Source organism: Stenotrophomonas nematodicola, assembly GCF_009467805.1.
GTDB classification, from domain to species: Bacteria; Pseudomonadota; Gammaproteobacteria; order Xanthomonadales; family Xanthomonadaceae; genus Stenotrophomonas; species Stenotrophomonas nematodicola.
Genome location: NZ_WIAY01000002.1, coordinates 298,291 through 317,236 on the forward strand (window position 1 = coordinate 298,291; position 18,946 = coordinate 317,236).

General features: G+C 67.3%; 15 protein-coding genes and 1 pseudogene. 1 reads left to right on the forward strand and 15 read right to left on the reverse strand.

Features of this window, described 5'->3' with window-relative positions:
• Nucleotides 1-77: 77 nt before the first annotated feature.
• The 11 genes and pseudogenes from GDJ08_RS08845 to GDJ08_RS08890 all read right to left on the reverse strand — a co-directional run.
• A pseudogene (locus tag GDJ08_RS08845) lies at nt 78-2,420 on the reverse strand (ESPR-type extended signal peptide-containing protein); the annotation flags it as partial.
• A 57-nt stretch (nt 2,421-2,477) separates the two neighbouring features.
• The gene (locus tag GDJ08_RS08850) at nt 2,478-3,185 is read right to left on the reverse strand and encodes a fimbria/pilus periplasmic chaperone (protein WP_153164719.1); all 708 of its coding nucleotides are present in this window, start codon (nt 3,183-3,185) and stop codon (nt 2,478-2,480) included.
• A gap of 22 nt (nt 3,186-3,207) precedes the next feature.
• Nucleotides 3,208-4,338 (reverse strand): CfaE/CblD family pilus tip adhesin, encoded by a 1,131-nt coding sequence (locus tag GDJ08_RS20360; protein ID WP_026070871.1) that lies wholly within the window; start codon nt 4,336-4,338, stop codon nt 3,208-3,210.
• A complete protein-coding gene (locus tag GDJ08_RS20365; protein ID WP_324616677.1) occupies nt 4,335-4,736 on the reverse strand; it encodes a CS1-pili formation C-terminal domain-containing protein in 402 nt (133 codons plus the stop codon). The genes GDJ08_RS20360 and GDJ08_RS20365 overlap by 4 nt, the downstream gene beginning before the upstream one ends.
• A gap of 9 nt (nt 4,737-4,745) precedes the next feature.
• The gene (locus GDJ08_RS08860; RefSeq protein WP_324616667.1) at nt 4,746-7,085 is read right to left on the reverse strand and encodes a TcfC E-set like domain-containing protein; all 2,340 of its coding nucleotides are present in this window, start codon (nt 7,083-7,085) and stop codon (nt 4,746-4,748) included.
• A gap of 53 nt (nt 7,086-7,138) precedes the next feature.
• Nucleotides 7,139-7,657 carry a CS1 type fimbrial major subunit gene (locus GDJ08_RS08865; protein WP_017356720.1) on the reverse strand — a complete coding sequence of 173 codons (519 nt, stop codon included), beginning with the start codon at nt 7,655-7,657 and terminating at the stop codon, nt 7,139-7,141.
• 614 nt (nt 7,658-8,271) lie between these two features.
• Nucleotides 8,272-9,549: a citrate synthase gene (locus GDJ08_RS08870; RefSeq protein WP_017356719.1), complete on the reverse strand. Its 1,278-nt coding sequence runs from the start codon at nt 9,547-9,549 to the stop codon at nt 8,272-8,274.
• Between the two features lie 319 nt (nt 9,550-9,868).
• A complete protein-coding gene (locus GDJ08_RS08875) occupies nt 9,869-10,135 on the reverse strand; it encodes a type B 50S ribosomal protein L31 (protein ID WP_017356718.1) in 267 nt (88 codons plus the stop codon).
• A 108-nt stretch (nt 10,136-10,243) separates the two neighbouring features.
• Nucleotides 10,244-11,182, reverse strand: a complete 939-nt coding sequence (locus GDJ08_RS08880) for a nucleoside hydrolase (protein ID WP_017356717.1) — start codon at nt 11,180-11,182, stop codon at nt 10,244-10,246.
• A 75-nt stretch (nt 11,183-11,257) separates the two neighbouring features.
• Nucleotides 11,258-13,369, reverse strand: a complete 2,112-nt coding sequence (gene recG, locus GDJ08_RS08885; protein ID WP_136002974.1) for an ATP-dependent DNA helicase RecG — start codon at nt 13,367-13,369, stop codon at nt 11,258-11,260.
• A gap of 7 nt (nt 13,370-13,376) precedes the next feature.
• Nucleotides 13,377-13,763, reverse strand: a complete 387-nt coding sequence (locus tag GDJ08_RS08890) for a RidA family protein (protein ID WP_017357262.1) — start codon at nt 13,761-13,763, stop codon at nt 13,377-13,379.
• A gap of 196 nt (nt 13,764-13,959) precedes the next feature.
• Between GDJ08_RS08890 and catB the strand changes: the two genes are divergently transcribed.
• A complete protein-coding gene (gene catB, locus GDJ08_RS08895) occupies nt 13,960-14,592 on the forward strand; it encodes a type B chloramphenicol O-acetyltransferase (protein ID WP_136002972.1) in 633 nt (210 codons plus the stop codon).
• A gap of 55 nt (nt 14,593-14,647) precedes the next feature.
• Here catB and GDJ08_RS08900 read toward each other — a convergent pair whose 3' ends face one another.
• The 4 genes from GDJ08_RS08900 to GDJ08_RS08915 form a co-directional block, all read right to left on the reverse strand.
• On the reverse strand, nt 14,648-16,807 hold the full coding sequence (locus GDJ08_RS08900) for a RelA/SpoT family protein (protein WP_017357260.1): 2,160 nt from the start codon (nt 16,805-16,807) through the stop codon (nt 14,648-14,650).
• A gap of 129 nt (nt 16,808-16,936) precedes the next feature.
• Nucleotides 16,937-17,236 (reverse strand): DNA-directed RNA polymerase subunit omega, encoded by a 300-nt coding sequence (gene rpoZ / locus GDJ08_RS08905; RefSeq protein WP_017357259.1) that lies wholly within the window; start codon nt 17,234-17,236, stop codon nt 16,937-16,939.
• Between the two features lie 112 nt (nt 17,237-17,348).
• Nucleotides 17,349-18,014, reverse strand: a complete 666-nt coding sequence (gene gmk / locus GDJ08_RS08910) for a guanylate kinase (protein WP_153164720.1) — start codon at nt 18,012-18,014, stop codon at nt 17,349-17,351.
• Entirely contained in the window at nt 18,011-18,871 is an 861-nt protein-coding gene (locus GDJ08_RS08915; RefSeq protein ID WP_153164721.1) for a YicC/YloC family endoribonuclease, read from the reverse strand. Before GDJ08_RS08915 ends, gmk begins: the two co-directional genes overlap by 4 nt.
• Nucleotides 18,872-18,946: the final 75 nt, after the last annotated feature.

The window sequence follows — 18,946 nt, forward strand, 5'->3', positions numbered from 1 at the left end:
TCTGGCTGAGCAGCCCCCCCCAGCGCGTTGGCCTTGGTCTGTGCGTCGTTGGCGATGCTGTGCGCAGTGTTGGCCAGGGTCGTCACCGCGCTCACACTCTGATTGGTGGCATGCAGCTGCCGGCCGGTGACCGCTTCGCTGCTGGTGGTGCTCAAGGTACCGTCGCCCACGTTGACGATGCGGCGCTGGAGCGACGCGTTGCCGACCGACACCTGATTCGCGTCCTGGGTGGTTGAACCGTTGCCGAGCGCCACCGACCCTTCATGATTGGCGGCAGCGCGGTCGCCGATCGCGGTTGCGCTTCTGGCCGATGCGGTCGAGAGATTGCCAACGGCCGTTGTCAATTGCGCGCTGGCGACGCTCCCCCGCCCGAGTGCCGTCGATTGGGCTGCCGTTGCCTGTGCACCAAAGCCCAGTGCCGACGCGTGGGTGCTGTCCGCCACGGCGTCATTGCCGATCGCGATCGCGCGGTCGCCGACCGCTGCGGCGCGCAGACCGCTGGCGACGGCGCCGTTGCCACTGCGCGCCTTCGAGCCGATGGCCACGCCACCATTGAAGGTGGACACGCGTGCGCCGTTGGCGTCGACCCCGGCACGTGCATCGTCACCCAGTGCCACGCTGCCGGTGTTGAAGCTCTGCGCGCCGTTGCCGACAGCGAGGTTGCCGACGCCGCCTTCGGATCGCGCCTGCCTGCCCAGCGCCACGGCCCCATCGCCACTGGCAGCCGCATCGATGCCGAGCTTGAGGGTCGCCGCTGCCAGGCTGACCGCGAGCGCATCGGCCTGGGTCTTGGCAGCGTTGGCCGTGGTGGCAACACCGGCCACACTCTGGTTGGTGGCGTGCAGCTGCCTGCCCGTTACCGCTTCGGTACTGCTGGTGCTCAGAGCGCCATCGGCCACGCCGGTGATGCGGCGGTTGGCATTGGACTGGTTGCGCACATCGAGTGCGCTGCCGGTGTTGTTGCCGCCGAGGCGGACGTTGCCGTTGGCAGCGGTCTGGCTGATCAGGCCGCTGGCCGCATTGGCCTTGGCCAGTGCGTCGTTGGCGGTGGTACGCGCGCTGTTGGCGGTGTTGGTGGCCGTGGTGACGTTCTGGTTGGTGGCGTGCAGCTGCCTGCCCGTTACCGCTTCGGTACTGCCGGTGCTCAAGGCGCCATCGGCTACGCCGGTGATGCGCCGGTTGGCATTGGACTGGTTGCGCACGTCCAGCGCGGTGCCGGTGTTGCTGCCACCGAGGCGGAGGTTGCCGTTGGCGGCGGTCTGGCTGATCAGGCCGCTGGCCGCATTGGCCTTGGCCAGTGCATCGTTGGCGGTGGTACGCGCGCTGTTGGCGGTGTTGGTCGCCGTGGTGACGTTCTGGTTGGTGGCGTGCAGCTGCTTGCCCGTCACCGCGTCGGTACTGGTGGAGCCCAATGTGGCATCGGCCACGTTGACGATCTTTCGCTGGGTGGTGGCATCGCCCACCGAGATCTGGTGATTTGCGGTGGTGACCGATCCCGCACCCAACGCCACCGAATTGCTGTGACTGGCATTGGCGTTGGCGCCCAGTGCAACGGCCTTGCCGTGGCCGTCGGTCACTGCATTCTGGCCGATGGCGATGCCCGCATCGTAGCCGCCGGAGCGCGCACCGCTGCCGATCACGATGGCGTGGTGTGCGTTGGCGTTGGCGAGCTTGCTGCCGTCGCCGATGACGATGGACCCCTGCGCCTGTGCCTGTGCGTTGTTGCCCAGTGCCAGAGCCCGGACACCACTGGCCTGCGCGCCTGAGCCCACGGCGATCGCATGGGTACCGCCGGCCTGGGCACTCGCACCCACTGCCATGCCGTTGCTGCCATCCACACGTGCATTGGCACCAATAGCCACGGCGGTATTACCGGTCGTGGCAATGTAGCTGTTGTGACCGATCACCACCGCGCCGGACCCACCCAGGGCGTCGGAGCGTGCGTTCTTGCCGAGCGCCGTACCACCTGCCGCAATGCTGGTGGAAGCGCCGATGCCCAGCGCGACGCCTCCTGCATAGGCCTTGGCATTGTTGCCGATACCGATGCCGTCGAACGCCGTGACCGAACCCACGCCGATGGCCACGCCCTTGGTGCTGTTGCTGGTGGAACCGCCGCCGATGAGCACGTTCTGGTAGCTGGTGAGACCCGCGCCGCGCATGCTGGCATCAGGTGCGCTGAAGGCCCGCATCAACGCCTCGGGGTGATTCCAGACCGCTTCGCCCTCGACGGTGGATTCGGGTCCGGCCGGTGGATCAACCTGCGTGTCGTTGGCCAGCGCCGGACCGGCCAGCAGCACGCACAGTGCGGCCGCCAGTGGTCGGGCCGCCGAGGACGGCTTGCCGCGCGAGCGGGTGTGCTCGCTGGCCACCGCCCAGCATCGCAGCGTTGTGTTCCAGATCAAACGGTAGATACGGTTCATCAAAGACTCCGTGGTTGGAAAACGGGATGCAGGCGGCGCGGCGCGATGCCGCGGCGCTCAGGGCAACAGGGTCTGGTGGTGGTCGCGGTAGCCGGCATGGCTGAGCCGGTAGTCGATCTCCACGCGCCCACCGGGGCGCGGCACGAACGGCAGGGTCATTGCCGCGCCCGGGTAGAGGCTGCGTTTGACCTCGTGGGACGTGCAGACGCCGCTGGCATCGCAGTCCTGGACATGATTGACGCCCAGTCGCAACGTGCCGCGGTTGACCAGGCGGTCGCCTTCCAGCTGCATCTCCACGCGCCCATCTGCAGGCAGCACGTTGACCAGCACTCCCCAGACCAGGCTCACACCCAAGGTGGCGCCAGTGCCCTGGACCTGCACTGCCGGCTCGCTGTCGTCGGGACCGAGCACGCCTTCGAAATACACGCGGAACGCGGTTTCCTCCTGGACCGGCTGCAGCGGAATGATCCGCACCAGGCGGTTGCCGCCGCCGGCGAGGCCGAACTTGCCCGGGGTGACCGCCATCACCGTGGCGCTGCCGATGGCTTCGTCGACTTCCTGCTCGTCTTCGGTCGCCGGATGCAGGATGCGTTTCACCGTGGCCTGCACGTACTGCGGCTGCGGCGATTGCGAATGCACGCGCACGGTGGCGGTCTTGCCGGCTTCGGCATGCACGCGCATGGGATGGACGTTGAGATTGGCCAGCACCGGTGCCGCTGGCAGGAGGGCCAGCAGCAGCGCGCCGGCCAGGGGAATCTTGCTCATGGGATCGGGTTCCAGGGGAAGGTCAGAGGCGGTCGGTCGGCAGGCGCATTTCGAGCTTGAGACGGCCGTCGTAGTAGCCCTCGCGTTTCTCGGACGCCGGCACACGGGGGGTTTCCAGGGTCAGCGGCGTGGGCACGCAGTACACCCACTGGTTCATGTCGGGCAGCATCACCAGCCGCAGCTCGGCGGTATCGATGCCGCGCAGCAGCACTTCCTCGTTGTTGCGCAGGGCGATCTTCTGGCCGCTGTGGTCCAGGGTGAGCTGGTAGTCCAAGCGGTCCTGCGCCTCGCGCCCACCGTCGCGGTGCCAGACCGAGTACTGCGATGCCGGCCGCCCGGGCGCGGAGGGCCCCATGTCGCGCGCGGTGATGGCCAGATACTCGCTCTGCGAGCCCATGCCGTCGTACAGGCACATGTCCAGCACGGCGGTACCACCGATCGTGCCGGGTGAGGGAATCGGCCGGTAGTCCAGCTGCAGGCCCACCAGCGGCTCGGCCATGCCGAACTCGGGCAGGTAGATCATGGTGCGGTCGCGATCGGTGATGGTCAGATCGAACCGGAACACATGGGTGGCGATGATCGGGCCGTCAGGATCGACGCGCAGGTTGAGGCGGAGTTCTGCAGTCCAGCGGCCGGCAACGAGGTTCCCGACGTCTTCACTCTGAATGATGAGCCGCGCAGCTGTACCACCTGGAGGTATCTGGCAATCGCGAGTCGTGGAACTCCAGAGCGGATATCTGTTCTTATCCCAGAAATCATCGCTGCAAGTGCGCTGCCACTCGGCCCGCTCTACCCACCCTACAACGTCGATGCCGATGTCCTGACCGCTTCTCAGTTCGCGAAACTGAAGTGGGAAGGATGCGTGGGACACAGGCCCCTCCTGCGTATCACGCGTCGGACAACGCCCATACGCAGGGTCTTCATCACACGTCAGATGGATCCTCCCGTACCCCAGCTCCACCTCCCCATACCCGAGCACGGTCCTTGGCGCCCACAGCTCCAGCGCTTCGGGCGCGGAACGGTCGAAGGTGCGGACGATGTCCGTGGTGATCACGCCGGTTGCCGGGGTCGTCGCCGGTGGGCGCTGTGCCAGTGCCTGTGCACTGCCGAGCAGGCAGACCCCCGCCAGTACCAGCCGCCATGCGGTCCTCATCGCGCACCTCCACGCATCACGTTGCGTTCGTTGCGCCCCGCCACCGGGGCCAGTTCGTTCAACAGCCGCTGCACGCGGGCCTGGTAGCGGATCGGGGCCGGCAGGCGGTCCAGCGCCAGCGGTTCGCACCGCACCTGGCCGACCAGCAGCACCACGCTGCGGCGCTCACGCACGGTCAGCGGGCACTGCAGCAGGTCGCCCGCGCGCAGCAGGTAGAGCATCGGCTCGCGCTGCGGGAACTCGGCGATGAAGCCGCCATCGCGGCCCAGCGATGGCACCGGCGCATTGAGGATGCGGGCGCCTTCGAGCGGGGTACCGGCGATGTCGCGCGCGTTGCCGATGAAGGTGTAGGTCACGTCCAGCGTGATCGGCAGCGCGATCACCTTGCCGGGCAGCAGGAAGGCATGCTAGGCCGCACCCAGGCGCGCGACGCGCACCGCGGCGTCGCTGTCGTGCGCGCTGGCGTCCTGCACGTCCACGCGATGGCGCTGGTAGCCGCCCAGCGGCAGCAGGCGCCGCTCGCCGAAGTGCAGGATCCGGCGGCGGTTGCTCCCGGCGCGGATGTCCGCCGCGGCCCCGTCCAGTTCCAGATCGCGGGCGTCGTCCACGCTGACCACCACACCGGCATCGGCGCCGTGCGCGCCGCCCCAGTGCAGCCCTCCTGCGGACAGCGACAACCCCGAGGTGTGGCTGCCGCTGTAGGAAACCTCACCACCGCCGTCGTGCCGGTAGTACGACAGGGCCACGCCGCTCTGGCCGATCCGGTTGTCGATGCGGGCGCTGGCCAGCGCGCTGTAGCGGTCGTCGTTGTACGCGCCCAGCTCGGCGCCCAGGTCGCGTGCGTCGCCATCATGCTCCTGGCGCAGCGAGTGCGACAGCCCCAGGCGGGTATCGGGGCGGCGGTGCTGCGGCTGACGCATGTCCAGCGCTACACGCTGCTGCACGCTGCCGTGCTCGACGCGCCGCAGCCGCGATACCGCAATGTTGAGAGAGACACCGCGATCACGGACATGCGCCTGGCCGGTGCCGCTGTCGGTGTTCTGCTGCCACACGCCCAGCCGGCTGCCGATGCTCACGCCACGCCATTGCCGGGTGAAGCTGTAACTTGCCTGCAGGCTGCGCGCGGTCTGCGCCGGGCGCAACGTCGGCACATGCGATGGCGGCAGGCCCGGTGGCAGGCCAGTCCAGGCGCCGTCGTCATCGCCAGGCAGGCGCCATTCCGGGGTGAAGCTGCGCCGGCGCGTGTATCCCAGGTACAGGCTGCCGCCGAACAGCGGCGCCGACACCGAGGCGCTGAGCGCATCCACGCAGCCGAAGCGGTCGTGCCGGACCGGCGTGCCGGCCTGGCACGCGCCGCCACGCAGACGTTGCCGATAGACGTTCCAGGACGCGTAGTGGCGGTAGCTCAGCTGCTGTTGCAGACCGTGGCTGCCATCGCCGCCGCTCAGCACGCCGACCATTGCCTGCAGGTCATGACCGCCAACCTGCTGCCGGCCTTCCAGCCGCAGCTCGCCGTAGCCGGTGTCGGCGACCCGGGCCACGCCTGCCGTCAAGCCGTAATTGCGGGCAAACGGCACGCGCAACCCTGCCTGCACCGCGGTGCCGGAGACGTCACGGCTATCGCCGGTACGTGCGCCGTAGGCGCGGCGGCGACCGCCCTGCACGAACCACTGCAGGCTGCGGTCGGACCAGTCGCCACCGCGGCTGAAGGGGGCCTCCTCGCTGCGCACGAAGCGGCCATCCTCGTAGATGCGCAGGGTGACGGCGTAGCTGCCGAGCGGAAAGCGGCGGGTATCCAGCTCGTTGACGCCGGCCTGCAGATAGAAGGTCTGCAGCAGGCGCTCGCCGTCGAAGGCATCCACGCGCGCGTCGCGCCCCAGCAGCACGGTCAGCGGGGTGGAGGCGATGCTCGCCTCCGTATCGACGTAGGCCTGGGTGGTGCCCAGGCGCAGGCCCTCGAAGCGGTCCAGCGGCAGCATGCCGAAGCTGAAGGTGCCCCCCTGCTGGCTGGACAGGTTGCGCCGGTCCATACGGCCCAGCTGCAGGTAATGTCGCTGGGCGAAATCGTGGCGGTAGTAGAGATCGTCCAGCTGGAATCGATCGTGCGCGCGGTAGCCCTGCCGCGCCTGCCGGCTGTAGTTCCAGCCGCTGGCAACGTGGCCGTTGCGCAGCACGCCGAGCACGCTGCTGCCCTGCACGCTCAGCGCCTGGTAGCCGTCCCCACCGCTGACGTTGACGGTCTGCTGCTGCAGCAGCGCGTTCTGCGCCTGCTCGGATACCTGGTGGAAGGGGGAGCGCTCGGCGCTCTGCCGCGGCAGCCATTGGCGCGCCGGAAACAGCAGCAGTACGCCTTCGCTTTCATCGAAAATGGCATGCACCTGCGTGGGATCGTCGGGACTGTCGATCCAGCCGCACCCCGGATTGGGCTGGCCATAGGGACAGGCCAGATGACTGTTGCGCGGCAGTGGCGCGGCCAGTGCCGCCTGCAGCGCGTCGCGCGCATCGGCGGCCAGCCCCAGTGCATCCAGAATCCGCGCAGGCTGGTCCAGCTGCACCGTGTCCAGCGTGACCCACGCCGACCAGAGACCGGCGGAGTGCCCGAACAGGCGTACATCGACCCGTTCGGACTGCCCGCTGGCGAGATCTTCGAATCCGGCCGGCACCGGCCGTGCGTGAACGACCGGAACAGCCAATGTCAGGGCGAGCGCCATCGCCAGCCGGGTGAGGGCAGGTGCAGGTATCAACATAGGGGAGACAACCGATAGCCGGCCGGCCCGCGAACGGGCCGGCACGGTGGGGATTACGGCGCGGCGGTGTTCTGCGCGACGACCAGCGCGACGGTGCCGCTGTACAGGCCCGCGAAGTTGATTTCGCCGGACACGGTCTGCTGCACACGCAGCGGCATGGCGATCGAGGCCCCCGGGATCGCGCTGTCGAACAGATCATCCGCAGCGAAGTCGATCGCGGTGGTGTCCAGCTCGCGGCCGTTGAGGCTGACGGTCAGCGGCACGTTGATGGCACCCGGTGCAGCCAGGTCCGGACGCAGCACGGCCTCGGCGGCGAGGCGCACGCTGACGTCCTTCTCGATGTCATTGGTGAAGATGCGCACGTCTTCGCTCCACGACGACAGGCCAGCACCACCGGCGCGGTAGACCAGCTGCACCGCGTCGGGCAGCGCGGTGCCGTCGGCCTTGAGCAGGGACAGCGTCGGATCGACGTTGGCCCACACGGTGATGTTGGCTTCCACTGCAGCGTTTGCCGACAGCGAAGCGCCGACGAGTGCCACGGCCAGCGCGGCCTTCTTGAAGATATGCGACATGGTTTCTCTCTCTGATGGTTTAAGGAGCCTCCGTAGTGGAAGCACTGCGGTACGAACGGGGCGTACCAGCAGCGCGGTCACGTTAGTCAATGAAATGTGATTTGGACATGCAACGATTCTTAAAACGAATGGATAATCCGTGCATCTGCGACAGCGCGCACGCGACGCGCGAATCACGCCAATTCCTACGCGGGGTTTTCACCACAGCGTCGTCATGCATGACTATCATTCCTACGCAAAAAAGCCTGTTTTTCCAGACTGTCGAACACGACATCGCGCAGGCGCGATTGCCCCACCTGCGCAGGCGGAATCCGCCATGACCTGGGCGTTCGATGTTCTCTGCCATGACGCACGGCGATAATGTCGGGACGCATGCGACCCTTGGCGACGCGAATGCACGTCGACACCCGACATCAACGGGACGGAGCGGTGAAACGCCAGGGGTCTCGACACGTAAATCGCGATGCCCGTGTGGATGGAAACGAAGGCGGAGGTGACGGCCGCAGGCCGACGCGCGGAGCATGCGTCGGCACGGGCATCGCAGCCCAGCGCGTGACGCGCAAAAAAAAACGCCTCCTTGCGGAGGCGTTTTCTGCGTTGCAACGTCGGGGCGATCAGCCCTGGTAGTCGCGCACGTCGTGGCCGGTGTAGACCTGGCGCGGACGGCCGATCTTCATTTCCGGATCGACCTGCTGCTCCAGCCAATGTGCAACCCAGCCGGACGTGCGGCCGAGGGCGAACATGACGGTGAACATTTCGGTCGGGATCTGCAGCGCCTTGTAGATGATGCCGCTGTAGAAGTCGACGTTCGGGTACAGCTTGCGGGCGACAAAGTAGTCGTCCTGCAGCGCGGCCTGCTCCAGCTTGACGGCCACGTCGAGCAGCGGGTCCTGCACGCCAAGCTGCTTGAGCACCTTGCCGGTCATTTCACCGATGACCTTGGCGCGCGGGTCGAAGTTCTTGTAAACGCGGTGGCCGAAGCCCATCAGGCGGAAGCCGGAGGTCTTGTCCTTGGCCTTGAGCACAGCGCTTTCGACGTTGTCGGCCGAGCCGATCTCTTCCAGCATCTTCAGCACGGCTTCGTTGGCACCGCCGTGGGCCGGACCCCACAGCGCGGTGACGCCGGCAGCTACCGAAGCGTACGGGTTGGCACCGGTCGAACCGACCAGGCGCACGGTCGAGGTCGAGGCGTTCTGCTCGTGGTCGGCATGCAGGATGAACAGCAGGTCCAGCGCCTTGACCACGTCCGGGTTCAGGTCGTACTGGCCATCGGCGGACTCGAAGGTCTGCTTCAGGAAGCGGCTGACGTAATCCAGCGAGGTGTCCGGCGTGTTGGCCGGCAGGCCCTTGCCGTGGCGGTAGATCAGCGCGGACAGCGTCGGCACCTTGGCGATCAGGCGCACGGCGGCCTGGCGGCGCTGTGCTGCGTCGGACAGGTCCAGCGACGCGTGGTAGATGCCCGACAGCTGCGCGATCGCGGCCGCCAGGATGGCCATCGGGTGGGCATCCTTGGCGAAGCTGGCGATCAGCGTGTTGATCGACGCATCGACGTTGGCCTCGGCGGCCAGCTCATCGGTGAAGGCCTTCAGCTGCGCGGCGTCCGGACGCTCGCCGTTGATCAGCAGGTAGACCACTTCGACGTAGCTGGACTTTTCCGAGAGCTGCTCGATGGGGTAGCCGCGATACAGCAGCACGCCCTTGTCGCCGTCAATGTAGGTGATGGCGGACTTGCAGCTGGCGGTGGCGGTGTAGCCGGAGTCGTAGGTGAAGAGACCGGTTTCCTTGGTCAGCTTGGAGATATCGACGCAATCGTTGCCAAGCGTGGGTTTGATGACCGGCAGAACAACCGACGTATCGCCGGCGTTGAGCGTGACCTGATCAAGATCGGACACTGTGTGCGCTCCTCAGGGGAAGGCGCCCACCCAAGCGCATGGGGCAGGCACGTGAAGGAAGTCCACAGCCTCTGCTGTGGATCACGTCATTATCGCACAGCACCATTTGCCACGCCCTAGGACGGAAGTCGTAGACGCAGGGCGTGCGCGCCCCGCTCCAGCAGGCATTGGCGGCTGCCGGGCCGACCGGCATGGACACTGCGTTGCTGCTGCGGCAACAATTTATGAACTGCCGTTCATTCGCCAGCAGGGTTCAAACAGGCAAAAAAAAACAACGGCCGCCTGGCGACCGTTGTTTTCATGCAGCAGCGTGGACCGCTTATTCGGCAGCAGCAGCCGGAGCCGGCTTGCCGAAACGCTTCTGGAACTTGTCGATACGGCCGCTGGTGTCGATCACCTTGTGCTTGCCCGTGTAGAACGGGTGCGAAGCGGACGAGATTTCGATCTTGACGAGCGGGTACTCCTTGCCGTCTTCCCACTGCACGGTTTCTTTCGTCGCCATGGTGGAGCGGGTCAGGATCTTGAAATCAGAGGTAACGTCCTGAAAAACGACGTCACGGTAGTTCGGATGGATATCGGCCTTCATGGACACACCGTAGAGAATATGAAAAACGTAAGCGCGGCATTATAGTCCCGGCGCCCTTCCAGGGCAAGCCGGGACCTCCGCTACATGAACAGGCCCGCCGTGGCGGCCTTACCGGACCCCGAGGGCGGCCCGGACCTGGGCTTCAAAGCGCCCCTGGTCGTAGGCCATCAGCAGCTGGGTATTGTCCGGCTGCCCCGTCTGGCGGTTCCAGTCGACAATGGTAGCACCCCGACTGTGGACACCGGCCAGTTCCACGTTCAACGGACGCGATTCAACCCGGATCGCCCCCTCCGGCTGCAGCGCCCAGGCCATCGCCAGGGCGTCGGCCGCAAACCAGCGCTCGCCGCGGCTGTCTTCGGACCACAGGCGGGTCTGGCGCGAGATCAGTTCGTAGAAGCGCGCCTTGTCGCTGTCGGCGGCCAGCCATTGCTCGACGTCCTTGTGCAGCAGGCCGTGGGCCACGGTGGCTTCCCAGTCCGCCACTTCGATCTGCGGGAAGCCGGTGAACACCACGTGCGCCGCTTCCGGATCGAAGGCGATGTTGAACTCGGCAGCCGGGGTGATGTTGCCGTGGCAGGTCACCGCCCCGCCCATCACCAGGAAGCGCTTCACGCGCTGCGGCAAGGTGGGGTCGAGCTTCAGCGCCAGCGCCACGTTGGTCAGCGGGCCCAGCGCGACCAGGAACAGCTCACCGGCGTACTGGTGCGACAGACGCAGGATCGCCAGCGCGGCATGCTCGGCCTCGGCGGTGCGGGCAGCGGGCGGAAGGTTGACGTCGCCGAAGCCATCGGCGCCATGCACGTGGGCGGCATCCACCGAGGGGTGCAGCAGCGGGTCGGCGCAACCGGCGAACACCGGCACATCGTCGCGGCCAGCCACTTCGCACAGTTTCAGGGCGTTGCGGACCGTGTGGTCCAGGCCGACATTGCCGGCGGCGATGGTCAGGCCAACGATCGCGTGGCGTTCATCGGCGAAGGCCATCAACAGGGCGAGGGCGTCGTCGACACCCGGATCGGTGTCGATCAGCAGCGGAATCTTCTTGGTCATCTTTGCCGTCTTGATAATCGGCAAGGGACTTTCGCACCCTGTCATGACAAATACAAGGCGGGGGCTGACGCCCTGTCAGGCCGCCGCGTAGCGCACCGCCGAGCCGATCCAGCGCCGCACCACGGTGTCGGCCACCGCAGGCGCTTCGGCGAGCAGGCGCTCGGCCAGTGCGTGCACGCCGGGCAGCAGGTCGGCGTCTCGCGCCAGGTCGGCCATGCGGAATGCGGCCAGACCGGTCTGCCGGGTGCCGAGCAGTTCACCGGGACCGCGCAGCTCCAGGTCCTTCTCGGCGATCAGGAAGCCATCGTTGGTCTGGCGCATGGTCTCCAGCCGCGCACGCGCCATGTTCGACAGCGGCGCCTGGTACAGCAGCACGCAACGCGACACCGCCGATCCGCGCCCGACCCGCCCGCGCAGCTGGTGCAGCTGCGCCAGGCCGAGCCGCTCGGCGTTTTCGATGATCATCAACGATGCATTGGGAACGTCCACGCCGACCTCGATGACCGTGGTGGCCACCAGCAGGTCGATCTCACCGGCCTTGAACGCAACCATCGTGGCCAGTTTTTCGCTGGCCTTCAGCCGCCCGTGCACCAGCCCCACGCGCACGCCCGGCAGCAGCGCCTGCAGCGATTCGAACGTGGCCTGTGCAGGCGTGGCATCGAGCTCCTCGCTCTCTTCGATCAGCGTGCACACCCAGTACACCTGCTGCCCTTCGGCACAGGCCACCGCGATGCGCTGGATCAGGTCCGGGCGCCGGTCGTTGTTGAGCGCGACGGTCTGCACCGGCGTTCGCCCCGGCGGCAGCTCGTCGATCGCCGAGACATCCAGGTCCGCGTACTCGGACATCGCCAGCGTCCGCGGAATCGGCGTGGCGGTCATCACCAGCTGATGCGGCACGCTGCGCCCGTCGGCGCCCTTGTCGCGCAGTGCCAGCCGCTGATGCACGCCGAAGCGGTGCTGCTCGTCGACGATGGCCAGCGCCAGATCCTTGAACACCACGCTGTCCTGCATCAGCGCATGGGTGCCGACCACGACCTGCGCCTCGCCCGAGGCCACTTCGGCCAGCACCTTGGCGCGCGCCTTGCCCGTGACCTTGCCGGCCAGCCAGGCCGTGCGCACGCCCAGGGGGTCGAGCCAGCCGCGCAGGTTGTTCAGATGCTGCTCGGCGAGCAGTTCGGTCGGCGCAGCCAGCGCCACCTGCTTGCCCCGCTCCACCGCCAGCATCGCCGCCATCGCCGCGACCACGGTCTTGCCCGAGCCGACGTCGCCCTGCACCAGCCGCAGCATCGGATGCGCCTTGGCCAGGTCCTTGCGGATCTGCTCGTACACGCGCTGCTGCGCACCGGTCAGCCGGAACGGCAGGCTCTCGCGCAGCCGCTCGACCAGGGCACCCTGCCCGCGCAGCGAGGGGGCGTGGTGCGCCTGCAGCGCCATGCGCTGGCGGCGCAGACTGAGGTGGTGCGCCAGCAGTTCCTCGATGGCCAGTCGACGTTGCGCCGGGTGGCGGCCGGCGGCCAACGCAGCCAGGTCCGCATCCGGCGGGGGACGGTGCACGGTCAGCAGCGCGGCGCGCAGTGACGGCAGCCCCAGCCCGGACAACCAGTCGGGCGGGAGCAGTTCCAGCGCGGCCTCGTCGGGCAGGCGATCCAGTGCCAGCCCGATGAACCGGCGCATCGTGGCCGGCCCGACGCCCTCGACGGCCGGATAGACCGGGTCGAGGCGGTCACCCAGTTCGTCATCCTCGTGGCTGCCCAGCACGCGGTAACTGGGATGCACGATCTCCAGGCCAAGCTGGCCCGGTTTGGCCGTGCCATAGCAGCGCACCCGCGCGCCCACCGCGAACTGCGCCACCTGCTGGGCGCGGAAGTGGAAAAAGCGCAGCAGCAGCGTGCCGTACGAGTCGTCCTCGATGGCCACCTTCAGCATCGGTCGCCCGCGGAACCCGCGCTCCACCGCGCTGACCCGGCCCTCCACCTGCGCGGCCATGCCGGGCTGGAGCTGGGCGATGGTGGTCAGCCGGGTGCGGTCTTCATAGCGCAGCGGCAGATGCAGCCACAGGTCCTGCAGCGAGGACAGGCCGCGCGCCGCCAGCTTGGCGGCCACGGCCGGGCCGACACCGGCCAGCATCGCCAGAGAGGCGTCGCCGGAAGGCGTCAGGGCCGGGGTGACCGCCGACTTGCGTGCCACGTGGGGGTCAGTCGATGACCATCACCGCGTCGACCTCGAAGTTGGCGCCCTTCGGCAGGCCGGACACTTCGATGGTGGAACGGGCCGGGAACGGGGCCTTGAAGTAGTCCTGCATCACCGCATTGACCTTGGCGAACTCGGCCAGATCGGTCAGGTACAGGCCCAGGCGGACCACCTTGTCCAGCGAGCCGCCGGCTTCTTCGGCCACGGCCTTGAGGTTGTCGAAGGCGCGGCGCGCCTGTGCTTCGATGTCGCCCGCGCCGACGATGTCGCCGGTCGCCGGATCCAGCGGGATCTGGCCGGAGAAGTACACGGTGTTGCCGGCGCGCACGGCCTGCGAGTAAGGGCCGATGGCGGCAGGCGCCTTTTCGGTGTTGATGATCTGGCGGGACATGGTCGCTCCGGTACTTGGGAAAACAGAGCGGTGATTGTAGCAACCCGGTAGCGCCGGGCCATGCCCGGCGACGTTTGGTTCATGCCGCGCTGCGCGCTCGCCGGGCATGGCCCGGCGCTACCGGTGCACCATCCACTCATGGCCTCCGGGCCGGGCGCATCCGTAGACTGGCTGCTGATTCCTGTGGGACCAAGCCATGGCAAACGTGTTCGACTCCCCCTTCAAGGGCAAGCTGCTGACCGAAATGGTCACCAACCCCAACATCCTCGTCGGCCGCTACAGCTACTACTCCGGCTATTACCACGGGCACGGCTTCGACGACTGCGCGCGCTACCTGCTGCCTGATCGCGACGACGTGGACAAGCTGATCATCGGCAGCTTCTGCTCGATCGGAAGTGGCGTCAGCTTCATCATGGCTGGCAACCAAGGCCACCGGCACGATTGGGCATCGACGTTTCCGTTCTTCTACATGCAGGAAGAGTCGGCCTTTGCCGCGGCCAATGACGCCTTCAGGCCGGCCGGTGACACCGTGATCGGCAACGATGTGTGGATCGGCGCCGAGGCGATGATCCTGCCGGGACTGCGCATTGGCGATGGTGCCGTGATCGGTAGCCGGGCACTGGTGACCCGTGACGTAGCGCCCTACGCCATCGTGGGTGGCAACCCGGCCAAGGTGCTGCGCAGCCGGTTCGAAGCGGAGGACATCGCGCGGTTGCTGGAAATGGCCTGGTGGGAGTGGCCGCTGGCGCAGATCAAGGCGGCGATGCCGTTGCTGACCGCTGGGGATATCGGCGCGCTGCATGCCTACTGGCGCAAACACGTCGCGTGATGTTGCGGGGGTCAGAGCCCTCTCCGTTGGAGAGGCATCCGACCCCGGGTTCGCGTTACTGGCGGCGCACCGACTGCACGACCGACAGGCGGCGCAGGCGCCGCATCACTTCGGCCAGGTGGTTGCGGTCGCGCACCTGCACGTTGAAGCACAGCACGGCCGCGTTGAAGTCGCGGTCCAGGTAGTCCACCCGCTCGATGTTGGAATGGCTCTGGGCGATCGCGGCGGCCAGCTGCGCCAGCACGCCGGTCCCGTTCTCGACCTCGACCACCAGCGAGGTGTCGTAGTCGCCGGACACCGTGGTGTCCCAGCCGATCGGCACCCAGCGTTCGGGCGACTTGCGCAGCTCGGCCAGGTTCGGACAGTCCATGCGGTGGACCACGATGCCCTTGCCGGCGGTGTGGTAGCCCATGATGTCGTCGCCCGGGATCGGCTGGCAGCAGTTGGCGAAGGTGACCACACCGCGCTCGCTGCCGTTGATCAGGATCTTCTCCTGCGAATGCCGGGAATGCGCGCCGCCGCGCAGCTCGGCATAGGCCATCAGCGCCTGCGCGGCCTGGTTGGGCATCCAGTTGCCCAGCGCCACTTCGGCCAGCAATGCCTCCAGGCGCGGATAGCGGTGCTCGGCCAGGAAGGCATCGAGGCGGCCCTTGGGCAGCCGCTCCAGCGAGCTGTCCATCGCCTCCAGCGCGCGGTCCAGCATGCGATGGCCCAGCTGCACGGCGTCTTCGTGTTCGAGCTGTTTGAGCTGGTGGCGGATCGCGGTACGCGCCTTGGAACTGACCACGAACTCCAGCCACTGCGGCTTGGGCGTGGCCGAACGTGCGGTGATCACCTCCACGGTCTGGCCGCTGACCAGCTTGGTGCGCAGGGGAACCAGCTTCTTGTCCACGCGCGAGGCCACCGCCATGTTGCCCACGTCGGTGTGCACGGCATAGGCGAAATCGAGGGCGGTGGAGTTGCGCGGCAAGGCGAGGATCTTGCCCTTCGGGGTGAACAGGTACACCTCGTCCGGGAACAGGTCCACCTTCACGTTGTCGAGGAACTCCAGCGAGGAGCCGGCGGCCCGCTGCGAATCGATCAGCTCCACGATCCATGCATGCGCACGGCTCTGCGCGCTGTTGGGCGAGTCACCGCCGAACTTGTAGGTCCAGTGCGCGGCCACGCCGCGCTCGGCGATCAGATCCATTTCCTCGGTGCGGATCTGCACCTCGATCGGCGAACCATACGGCCCGAACAGCACCGTGTGCAGCGACTGATAGCCGTTGGCCTTGGGGATCGCGATGAAGTCGCGGAAGCGCCCGTCCAGCGGTTTGAAGGTGGCGTGCACCGCGCCCAGCGCGTGATAGCACTGCGGCACGCCGCGCACCACCAGGCGGAAGCCGAACACGTCCATCACCTGGTCGAAGGATTTGTTCTCGTCGCGCATCTTGTTGTAGATGCTCCACGGGGTCTTGATGCGGCTGACCAGGCGGTGCTCCAGCCCTTCCTTGGCCAGGCGCTGGCTCAGCTGCACTTCCACCTGCGCCATCGCCTCGCGGCGGACCACCGGCTGGCTGCGGATGTGCTTTTCCAGGATGGCATGGCGCCACGGATACAGCGCCTTGAAACCCAGGTTCTGCAGCTCGCTCTTGACCAGGCTCATGCCCAGGCGCTGTGCGATCGGGGCGTAGATCTCCAGTGTCTCGCGCGCGATGCGGCCACGCGCTTCGCGGCTCTGCGCGCCCAGTGTGCGCATGTTGTGCAGGCGGTCGGCCAGCTTGATCATGATCACGCGCAGGTCGCGCGACATCGCCAGCAGCATCTTGCGGAAGCTCTCGGCGGCCGCTTCCTGGCGGTCGCGGAACTTCAGCTTGTCCAGCTTGGTGACACCATCCACCAGTTCGGCCACGGCCTCGCCGAATTCGGCGGCCAGTTCTTCGCGGGTGAGCGGGGTGTCTTCGATGGTGTCATGCAGGATCGCGGCGATCAGCGCTTCCACGTCCAGGCCCAGCTCGGCCAGCACCTGCGCCACCGCCACCGGATGGGTGATGTAGGGCTCACCGGATTTACGGGTCTGGCCGGCGTGCGCCGAGGCCCCCACTTCCCAGGCACGGCGCAGCAACGGCAACTGCTCCGGCGGCAGGTAGTGCGCCGCGCGTTCGAGCTGGAGGACATAGTCGGGTACGGCCGCGCCGGGGGGCGAGGCGACCTTGGCAGTGGGGCCTGGATTCATGGTCAGAAGACTATTCCAGCCACGTGATAACGGCAAATTATTGCGTCATGGCCGAACCCTGCCCCTCACATGCAGACAGCCCGCCAAGGGCGGGCTGTCTGGGGCAACAACGATGCATCGCGCGGGCGATCAGTCGTCGTTCTTGGACATGTCTTCGTCGGCAACGACTTCGGCAGCAGCCCATTCCAGTGCTTCACGCTCGGCACGCTCGCGCTCGGCCTTCTCGACTTCGTCGATCAGGGCGTTGTCGATCTTGCGGGCGGCAATCTCGCGCAGCGCCAGCACGGTCGGCTTGTCGTCGGTTTCGCTGTTGTCCAGGGTGGCCTGGACGCCATTGGCCAGCTGACGGGCGCGCTTGGACGCCATCATGACCAGCTCGAAACGGTTGTTCACGACTTCCAGACAATCTTCTACGGTGATGCGGGCCATGCGGGCTCCCGGCAGCCGGCGAGGGCTGCTCAATCGAATGAGGGAAAGGGGACGGATTGTACCGGCGGGGGCTGGACAAAATCAAGCCAACCCGCTACCCGCCCCTTGTGAATCAGTCAGTTGTGGCCGCATCCTGGGTCAGGAGGGCCTGAATCAGGCCCGCATGGCGGACCTTCTGGGCCTCCCGCCGCAGCCGGCTGGCGGTGAAGATGGCACACAGCTCGTCCACGGCGGTCTCGAACACCTCGTTGACGATCACGTAGTCGAAGTCATTGAAATGCAGCATTTCCTCGCGTGCGGCCGCCAGGCGCTGGGCGATCACCGCCTCGCTGTCCTGCCCACGCTTGCGCATGCGGTCTTCCAGGGCCTGCCGGGACGGCGGCAGGATGAATACCGTGACCGTACCGGGCACCAGCTGGCGCACCTGCTGGGCGCCCTGCCAGTCGATCTCCAGCAGCACGTCCTGGCCGGCGGCCAGCTGCGGTTCCACCGACTGCCGGGCAGTGCCCTTCCAGTCGCCGTGCACCCAGGCATGTTCGAAGAAATCGCCGGCGGCGATCATGCGCTCGAACTCCGCGGCACTGACAAAGTGGTAGTGCTCGCCGTTGATCTCGCCGGGGCGGGTCGCACGCGAGGTGAACGAGATCGACAGGGCGATCTGCGGGTCGCGCGCCAGGGTGGCATTGACGATGCTGCTCTTGCCGGCCCCGGAGGGCGCGGCCACGATGTACAGGGTGCCGCGTGCGGGCTCGGCGGTCTGCGTGGGCTGGCTGCTCATTCGATGTTCTGCACCTGTTCGCGGATCTGGTCGATCAGCACCTTCAGTTCGACAGCCGCGTTGGACGTGCGGCTGTCCACGGACTTGGAGCCCAGCGTATTGGCTTCGCGGTTGAACTCCTGCAGCAGGAAGTCCAGGCGGCGGCCGACCGGCTCGCGCTGCGTCAGCACGCGGCGGATCTCCACGATATGGCTGCCGAGGCGGTCCAGCTCCTCGTCCACGTCCAGCTTCTGCAGCCACAGCACCAGTTCCTGCTCGGCGCGACCGGGATCGACCGGATGCGGCAGATCGGCCAGGCGGGCCGACAGCTTGGCGCGCTGGCCCTCGCGGATCAGCGGAATCAGCGTGGTGACCTCGGCGGCGATGCGCTCCACGCCGTCCACGCGCTCCTGGATGGCCGTGGCCAGCTTGTCGCCTTCACGCTCACGCGCGGCCACGAAGCCGTCCAGCGCGGTATCCAGCAGCGCCAGCGCCTCGGCCTGCAGGGCCGCGGCATCGACCGCTTCGCCCTGCATCACGCCCGGCACCTGCAGCAGTTCGGTGAAGCTGACCTGCAGGCTGGGGAACCCGGGCGCCAGGCGCCGGGACAGCTCGCCCAGCTGGGCCAGCAGCGCGTCGTTGACCACCAGCGCACCGGTGACCTCCGGGGCACGCAGGCGCACCATCAGGTCGATCTTGCCGCGGCTGCAACGGGAAGCGACGCGCTCGCGCAGCTGCGGTTCCAACGCACGCAGTTCTTCAGGCAGGCGCACGCCCACCTCCAGGAACCGGTGGTTGACCGAGCGCAGCTCACAGGCCAGCGTGCCCCAGCGGGTGGCGCGCTCGCCGCCGGCATAGGCGGTCATGCTTCGAATCATGCGGGTTTCCGGTGCTCTCAAAGTGCAAATGGTACCCTAGCGGTCTTCTCACGGCCTCCTCGCCCGCCGGTCTCC